General features: G+C 62.3%; 4 protein-coding genes. All 4 read right to left on the bottom strand.

Features of this window, described 5'->3' with window-relative positions; genetic code table 11:
- Positions 1-192: 192 nt before the first annotated feature.
- Positions 193-2,571 (bottom strand): glycosyl hydrolase family 18 protein, encoded by a 2,379-nt coding sequence (locus JAB8_RS20925; protein WP_071654446.1) that lies wholly within the window; start codon positions 2,569-2,571, stop codon positions 193-195.
- A 102-nt stretch (positions 2,572-2,673) separates the two neighbouring features.
- Positions 2,674-4,113 (bottom strand): glycoside hydrolase family 19 protein, encoded by a 1,440-nt coding sequence (locus tag JAB8_RS20915; protein ID WP_240453583.1) that lies wholly within the window; start codon positions 4,111-4,113, stop codon positions 2,674-2,676.
- Between the two features lie 290 nt (positions 4,114-4,403).
- Positions 4,404-5,246: a sulfotransferase gene (locus JAB8_RS20910; protein WP_070219214.1), complete on the bottom strand. Its 843-nt coding sequence runs from the start codon at positions 5,244-5,246 to the stop codon at positions 4,404-4,406.
- A gap of 153 nt (positions 5,247-5,399) precedes the next feature.
- The coding region (locus tag JAB8_RS29590; RefSeq protein ID WP_254679561.1) for a YDG domain-containing protein at positions 5,400-8,216 on the bottom strand (2,817 nt) is incomplete at its 5' end.

Raw genomic sequence — 8,216 nt, 5'->3', positions numbered from 1 at the left:
ATGCGTCGAACAACGGCGGCCCGATCTACAACAACAATACCAGCGGTACTTCCTATGGTTTCCAGGTGGAGACGTGGTTTTAAGCTGAAACAACCCAGAAGCAAAGGCTGGGGTCAGACCCGACGGGTCTGACCCCGAAAAAAGGGCGGAACCTCGATTCCGCCCTTTTCTGTTTACCCTGCCGGATTCAACTTACGGCAAGGCCACCGGCAGTTCCGGATACTCCTGCGTCAAGGCATACTTGGTGCCGCCGACGGTGACCGTGTAGTTGGCCGGTCCCGAGATCGGCAAACGGTAGTTCAGGGTCAGCGCCACGGAGCCGCCCGGCGCCAGCGATTGCCAGGCGGGAATCGCAAAGCGGGCCCGGTTGTAGTTCTTCGTGAAGCCGCCGATATTGTTCGGCCCCGTGTAGCCGGCATTGATCACCGTCAAACCGAAGCCGGACTGGTCGCTCATGTCCGACGGTGCCGACACGGGATAGTCGAACTCCACCACGGTGCCGCCCGGCAGGGTCGATGTGGTGTTGTTCTTCACCGTCATCACCGGGTTGATGGGGAAGTTGTTGTCGCCCAGCTTCCAGCCGCCCAGGGTGATGCTGACGTTGGCCGCCGTGCCCGGCATGGCGATTTCGGCGCGCTTGTTGCCGTACGCGCCAGCCGTGCGGAAGGCCTGGTACAGCACGTCCGTCAGGGTGGTGCCCATGAAGTACTCGCCCTTGCCGCCATTACGCGTGGCATCCCAGGCATAGTCGCCCGCCATTTCCCAGATCATCACGCCGCCGATATTGTTGTTGACGATGTACTGGGCCTTGGCCGCGATCGACTGCGTGGTTTCCGTGGAAATAAACACTTTCTTGGTCGCATTCCACAGCCACGGCGCCACCATGGTGCTGCTGTAGTACGGCACATACGTGCCCACCAGCGCCTTGTCCGTGACTTTATACGCGTCCAGGTAGCTTGGAACGATGCCGTTTTGCAAGTTCAACGCATGCCAGATGGGATTGCCGCCGCCTGGCGTGGGCTTGCCTTGTGTATCGAGGTCGTACCACACGTTGTCGATGCCGGTGGCGCCCGTGCCGCACGTCTTGGTGCCGGCGCAGGTGACGGTGGAGCTGATCAGCGGCGTCGTGCCCCACAAGCCATTGGTGCCGCCCGTCACATCCTTCCAGCCCCGCGTGTAGAACGGCACGCCGATATTGATGCGGCCCGCCTGCATGGCGCCCCGGTAGTAGCGGTAGGCCCAGTCCGTGTTCAGGTAGCCGATGTTCTGGAACTGGTAGGCGTTACCGGCACGCAATTCGCCATCGTTGCCATCGTCAAACAGCGCCGCGTTCGGTCCCACGTACTGATTCCACGCGCCGTGCAAGTCATAGCTCATCAGGCTGGCGTAATCGAGATATTTCAATCCCGACATATTTTCCTCGCCCCGCAAGACCCAGCCCGAGGCGGAACCGGCGATGGTGAGCAGATAGTATTTATTGTCCTGCACGGCCGCTTCGTCGAGCTTCTGGCGCAGCACTTTCAGCAGCACGTTGTAGCTCGTCATCAGTCCGGCCAGCCGCGGTTTCGACACGGCGAAGTCGTTCGGATTGCCCGCTTCATTGTTGGTGGTCGGGTGTTCGTAATCGACATCGACGCCATCGAAGAAGTTGTACTGGCGCACGAACGCCACCATCGAGTCGGCCAGGGTGTTGATGCCGGCCGTGTTGATGCTGCCGTCCACGTTCGTCGTGGCCGTGTAGAAGCCGCCGCTGCCGGCCCAGCCGCCCACGGAGATCATCAGTTTCACGCCCGGATACTTCTTCTTGTATTGGGCCAGCAAGTTGAAATGGCCCTTGTACGGCAAGGATGGGTCCATGGCCGCGGCCGGCACGTTGGGCCAGGTCAGGCCCGTATCGGGATTGGCCGCGCCGCTGCCGATGGCGATCTTCGACGTGGCCGGATCGACGGAAGCGAACGCATAGTTCAGGTGGGTGATCTTGTCCCAGGGCAGGTTATTCACCAGGTAAGTCGGGCTGCCATCGACGCCCGTGCGCCAGCTGGCGAAATAGCCGACGATGCGCCGGTTCAAGCCGTTGCCCAGCACTTCGCGCCCATTCGCGTCATATACCTTGCAATACGGCACATTCGGCACGGCCGAAATCAGGCCGTCCGGACGGCAAGCCGTGGGGGTTGGCGTGGGAGTTGGCGTTGGGGTTGGCGTTGGCGTTGGCGTTGGCGTTGGCGTTGGCGTCGGCGTCGGAGTCGGTGTCGGCGTTGGTGTCGGTGTCGGCGTCGGGGTCGGCGTCGGCGTTGGCGTCGGGGTCGGGGTCGGCGTATCCGTCACGGCCCACGGGCCCCACTGGTCGGCGGCGCTGGGGACATTGCCTTGCGTCCACCATTTGGCCTTGTAGGTGACGCCCTGGTACGTCACGCACTGGCCGCCCGTGTAGACGGTGGCGGCATCCCAGACGGCGCACGCTTCCACGGCGGCGAGCAAGGTGTTTGGCGTGGCGGTCGTGCCTTCCTGGCCGCCGCCGCAAGCGACGAGCACGCCGCTGAGCAGGGCCATCAATAATGCATTCGATTTCATGTTGTGTTGGTCTCCGTTATGGTTGTACATCGAGAGCTGTTGCAGGCCCCTCGAGGGGCTCTTGTCAACTGTTATCCCTGGCCGGCTGTCCTGCATAGACTGCTACTGCAACTTCACATTCCAGTTGGCTTCCACGCATTTCACGTAGTTCCCGGCCAGCAAGGCGCTGTACGGGGTTTGATAGCTGACCAGCTGGCATTGGTTCTCGCCACCGGCGCTCCAGTTCTTTTCCCAATAGATGTTGTAGGCAGCGGAACTGGCCGGGGTGAAGCGTTGCATGTTGGCGCAGGACAGCTGTTCGCCGGAATAATCCCAGCCCATGTCGGCGGCAAATTGCTTGTAGTAATCGATACGGTTTTGCGCGGCCTGCTTTTCCGTGCCCTGCCCGCATTCGGCGTTGATGATCATGATGGTGGTGGCAAAGTTATTGCCCGCGCCTGCCGTCGTATCGGCCGCGTTCGGCACCCAGGTGCCGTCGAGCACGTGCAGCATCGATGGTTTCGGCGGTTGCGGATAGACAAAGAAGAACGTGGCCGACGCCAGGTTCAGCCAGGTCGAGGCGACGAGGTCGGGATTTTTCAGCAGCACGGACTGGTCGCCGTCATGCATGGCTTGCGAGAACGGGCCGTAGTTGTAGTTGTACGACAGCTGCTTGGCGCCGCGGCCGAAATACTTCTTGAAGCTGCCGTCGGCATTCTTGCCGCACGTCCATACCTTGTTGAAGACGGGATCGGCGCACTCGACGTTGTAGCCGCAGCCGGCGCCCGTCTCGTCGCAGCCCAGTTCGCGCAAATACTTCAAGCCCTGGCGCCATTGCGGCAGCGGGCTGCTGGCGTTATGGTCGCCCGTTTCCTGCCCGAAATGGGCGAACATGGTGGCCAGGCTGTGGCGGCAGATGGCGTCCGCGTTGCGCCCGTCGCTGTAGTCGTCGCACACGGCGGGAAACTTGGCCACCGCTTGCAGGAAGCGCTGGTAGGTATAGCTTGTATCGCGCGCGGCAAAATAATAATCCCACTTCGCCGCCGGCAGCAGACGTTCGACGCGCTTGACGTTGAGCGGATTGCCGGCCAGGCCAGGCTGGACGGCTTCGACGGCCGCATTGCCCAGCGTGCGGATCGACGCCTTGACCTTGCGGAAGAAATCGTTGTTCGTCAGCGCCGCCTCGTTCGCCTCGGCCTGGGCCCTGGTGGGCACGCCCGGCGTGGGCGTGGGTGTAGGCGTGGGTGTAGGCGTGGGTGTAGGCGTCGGGGTGGGCGTCGGCGTGGTGGTATCGAGACTCCACGGTCCCCACTGGTCGTTGTTCGGCGCCGTGCCCTGCACCCACCATTTGGCCCGGTATACCTTGCCGTCGTAGACGGCGCACTGGCCCGCCGTGTAGACGGCGCTGGCGCTCCAGGCTGCGCAACTGTCGCTGGCGGCCGTGGCGGCCAGCAGGGTCGATGGGGGTTCGGTGGTGGAATTGCCGCCGCAAGCGAGCAGCGCGCTGCCCAGCAAGCCAGCCATCAAGGGCGAGGCCAGCCGGCTAATTTGCCGTGTCTTCACAATGTCTCCTGAACGTTGTACGAAAACTATCGAAGTAGCTTTTTATGTTGTACGTAAAGAAAGCACAGCGAAGCGTCGGCTTTCTGCACCAAGAATGCGACGCCGAAAATTGGTAGTCAAGTGGTTTTATAAAACGGTGTTTTTTACAATACCAGTGACTTCAGGCGGCGCGGCCACGGTGCGGCAAGCGAAGAGTGGAAAGAGAGAAAAAAGGCGTTTTCAAGACAACTGCCGGCAATACCGCGCCGGCAGCGCTGCGGCAAGTGGTATTGGCACTGCCGCAGGTGTTTTCAGGCCGATGGCGTTGCCGCACGTTGGTGTTGCGGATAATACAGGTCGTAAAACCAGCCATAGGCGCTTTCGATCTGCGCCTGGATGCGCGGCGGAATCGCATGCTGCCCGGGCGCGCTGATCGTCGCCTGCTGGCGGTGCGTGTATTTCATGCGGTAGTGGCTGTCGCTTTCCTGGATACCCACGGCAAGATCGTGCGGGTCGATCTGGAACGGTGCCAGGCCCAGCCAGGTGTACAGGTGGGACATGCATTCCACGGGCCGCGCCATCAAGTCTTCGAAGCGCACGAAATACAGCTTTTGCTGCACTTCGGCAGGCAGGTCCAGCACGGCATGCAGGGAACTCAGCGGAGCGCCGATGGTGCGGTCCTTGGCAAACAGCATGTCGGCCCGGCCCAGGCGGTCGAAGTCGGCCAGATGGTCGACAAAATCGAGCAGGATGGTGCGCTGGTGCTGCGCTTCGATGGAGCCGTAGACCTGGCCCAATTCGCGCACGCAGACGATGATCTTCGCTTCCGGCGCCAGCTGCAGCAGCATTTCCACGCAATGCAGCCAGGCGCGGTTCTTGTCGACCACGCCCTGCTTGCCGCAATCGCGGTACCAGCCGCGCAGAAAGCCCTGCATGGCCGTTTTCAGGTGGCCGTAGCTGGCGTCGAAGGTACTGTCGAGCTGCGACAGGAAAAAAGCGTCGTCGCTGACCATGCGCCGCATGCCCAGCAAGGCGTTGCACAAGGGCGAGCTATTGCCTTCGCAATGCAAGTCGGGATGCTGCGCCAGCAGCTGGCACAGCAAGGTGGAACCGGCGCGTGGCAAGCCGGCCACGCCGATGAAATGGGATGTCATGCGATTGTACTTTCTGTTCAGCGCTGCGCCTCTGACGGAAAACAAGGATGATGCAGCCATTGTAAAAGTGTTGCGACGATGCGAAGGCATGAAAATGCCGCCTCGAAACACGAAGCGGCACTCCGGCGCCGGCATCTGGTGACGCGGCGGACCTTACTGACTGTCCTGGCGCGTACCGACGGAAACCTCAACCGGCAAGCGCAAGCCGCTGTCCACCACGCTCAGGCGCAGGCCTGGCAAGACATTGCTGACGACGTTGCCGGCCAGCTGCACCAGCGGTGCGCTGCCCGAGCCACCCTTCTCTCCCTCGCGCGGCGCATCCTGCGCGGCGGCAGGCTTGCCTGGCGCCGTCTCGCCGCTGACGATCATGTCGGCCTGCACCATATTGCCCTGCGACGGCGCCACGGCAACAGCCGCGATCACGTTCGCAACGGCGCTTTGCAGCGCTTCCGTCGGATTGACTTTCAGCACGCCGTCAACATAGTTCAAGGCGTAATTGTTCGACGCCTGGCCCGAGGCCGAGACCAGATAATTGCCTGCCGCGGAAGCCGTCGTCGCCGGCGTGCCGAAGGCCAGCTGACCGCTCACTTCGGCGGCCAGCGTGTCGCCGCCGAGCAAGCCGCTGTAGCTGGCGCTGAAGTCGGGATTGGCGCGTCCCTGGTCTTTTGCCGCATTGTCGACTTTCACCGTCAGCAGTGCCTGCGAGATCGTGGCCGTGGTGCTGGCCGTGGTGTTGACCACGTAATTGCCCGCATCCGCCCCGCTCAGGCGTATGCCCGCCACCGTCACCGTCTTGCCCGCGCCCGCATTCTTGTCGCTGAAACTGGCGCCATTGCTGGCAATATTGAGCTGATCATTGCCGATACGGTTGTCGCGCAAGGAAACGACGGCGTTCGTGGTGGCGTCGTACACCTTGTTGATGCCGGTGGCGCTGACCGTCAGGGCCGCCGGCGTGATATCGGCCGTGGTGCTGGCCAGGCTGCTGGCCAATACGTAATTGCCCGCATCGGCGCCGGCCAGGCCCAGACCGCTGATATTCACGGTCTTGCCCGTTGCCGCATTCTTGTCGCTGAACGCGCCAAGGACGGGGCCGCCAGCCAGGCTCAGGACGTCGCCGGCCACCATGCCATTGAAGCTGGCGCCCGCCAGATTCAGGCTGGCCGCCGTGCCGCCGTCATACACCTTGTTTGCCGCCACGATGCCGGAAATAGCGCTGATGGACGCCGGCGTGATGCTGGCCGTGCCACTGGCAACCGTGCTGGCAAGGTTGTAGTTGTCCGCATCGGCGCCGCCGAGGGTGATGCCGCTGACCGCCACCGTCTTGCCCGTGCCCGCATTCTTGTCGCTGAAGGCGCCGTTGCCGGCCACGGTCAGGCTGTCGCCGTTCACCATGCCATTGAAGGTCGCCGCGCCGTTGAGCGTGGCCATGGCCGAGCCATCATAGGTCTTGTTGTTGACGCCCACGTTCGTCACGCCGCTGATGGTCGCCTTGCTGATGTCGGCGTTCACGTTGGCGGGACTGCTGAAGGCATAATTGCTGGCCAGGCCAGTGCCATCCTGCAAGCTGGCGCCGCTGATGGTCACCACCTTGCCGGTACCGGCATTCTTGTCGCTAAAGCTGCCGACACCGCCGCTGAAGCCCAGCGTCTCATCCGCGACCATGCCGGTCAGGGTACCGCCCGACAAGACTGCCGCTGTCGTGCCATCGTAGACTTTATTGCCGGCAGTCACACCGGAGAGCGTGACGGCCTTGGGCGTGATACTGGCCGTGGCGCTGGCCGTATTGTTGAGGAAGTCATAATTGACCAGATCGCTGCCGGACAAGGTGATATTCGTGATATTGACGGCCTTGTTGCTGCCCACGTTTTTATCCGTGAATGCACCGCTCGCGCTGAACAATTGCACATCGTCGCCGGCAATCTTGCCGTTGATCACCGCCTGGCCGGGACTGAGGCTGACGTTGAGGTTGCCGTTATATATCTTGTCCAGGGCGCTCAAACCGCTAATGCTGGAAATCGTTGCCTTCGCGATATCGCCCGTCATGCCGTTTGGCGTACTCAGAGTGTAGTTGCCGGCCAGGCCGCTGCCGTCGCTCAAGGTCACGCCGCCCACCGTAATGGCCTTGCCCGTGCCCGCGTTCTTGTCGCTGTAGCTTGCCCCCTGGACAGTGAAGGCCAGGGTTTCCGAATTGACCAGGCCATTCAGGGTGCCGCCGGTCAGGTTCGCACTGGCTGTGCCGTCGTAGACTTTATTGTTGCCAGTCAAGCCCGTCAGCGTCAGCGCCTTGGCGCTGATATTGGCACTGCTGCTGGCCGTGTCGCTGGCCAGGTTGTAATTGCCTGCGTCCGTGCCGCCCAGCACGATGCCGCTGACATTGACCGTCTTGCCATTGCCCGCGTTCTTGTCGCTGAAGGAGGCGGTCGCGTTCGATACCGTCAGGTTGTCGCCGCCGGCCATGCCGCTGAAAGCGGCGCCAGCCGTATTCAGGCTGACGGCCGTGCTGCTGTCATACACTTTATTTCCGGCAACGATACCGGTCACGCCGCTGATGGTGGCCTTGCTGATATCGGCGCTGCTGCTGGCCGTGGTGCCGGTCAAATTGTAGTTGCCGGCATCCGTGCCGCCCAGCACGATGCCGCTGATGCTGACCGTCTTGCCTGTGCCCGCGTTCTTGTCGGCAAAACTGCCGCTGGCGCCCGCCACGCTCAGGCTGTCGCCACCGATCATGCCCGCGAACGTGGCGCCCGCCGTGTTCAGGCTGGCCGTGGCAGTGCCGTCATACACTTTATTTCCAGCAACAATGCCGCTCACGCCGCTGATGGTGGCCTGGCTGATGTTGGCCGTGCTGGTGGCCGTGGCGTTGGTAAAATCATAATTTCCAGCGTCCGTGCCGCCCAGGACCATGCCGCTGATATTGACCGTCTTGCCTGTGCCCGCGTTCTTGTCGGCAAAACTGCCGCTGGCGCCCGA

This window comes from Janthinobacterium sp. HH106, from assembly GCF_001758725.1.
GTDB lineage: Bacteria > Pseudomonadota > Gammaproteobacteria > Burkholderiales > Burkholderiaceae_D > Janthinobacterium.
This window is presented reverse-complemented; position numbering and strand designations above follow the sequence as displayed.

Bases quoted from the DNA above. Each gene is read 5' to 3' on its own strand.
- JAB8_RS20925 (WP_071654446.1), bottom strand. From the start codon at position 2,571: ATGAAATCGAATGCATTATTGATGGCCCTGCTCAGCGGCGTGCTCGTC.
- JAB8_RS20910 (WP_070219214.1), bottom strand. From the start codon at position 5,246: ATGACATCCCATTTCATCGGCGTGGCCGGCTTGCCACGCGCCGGTTCC.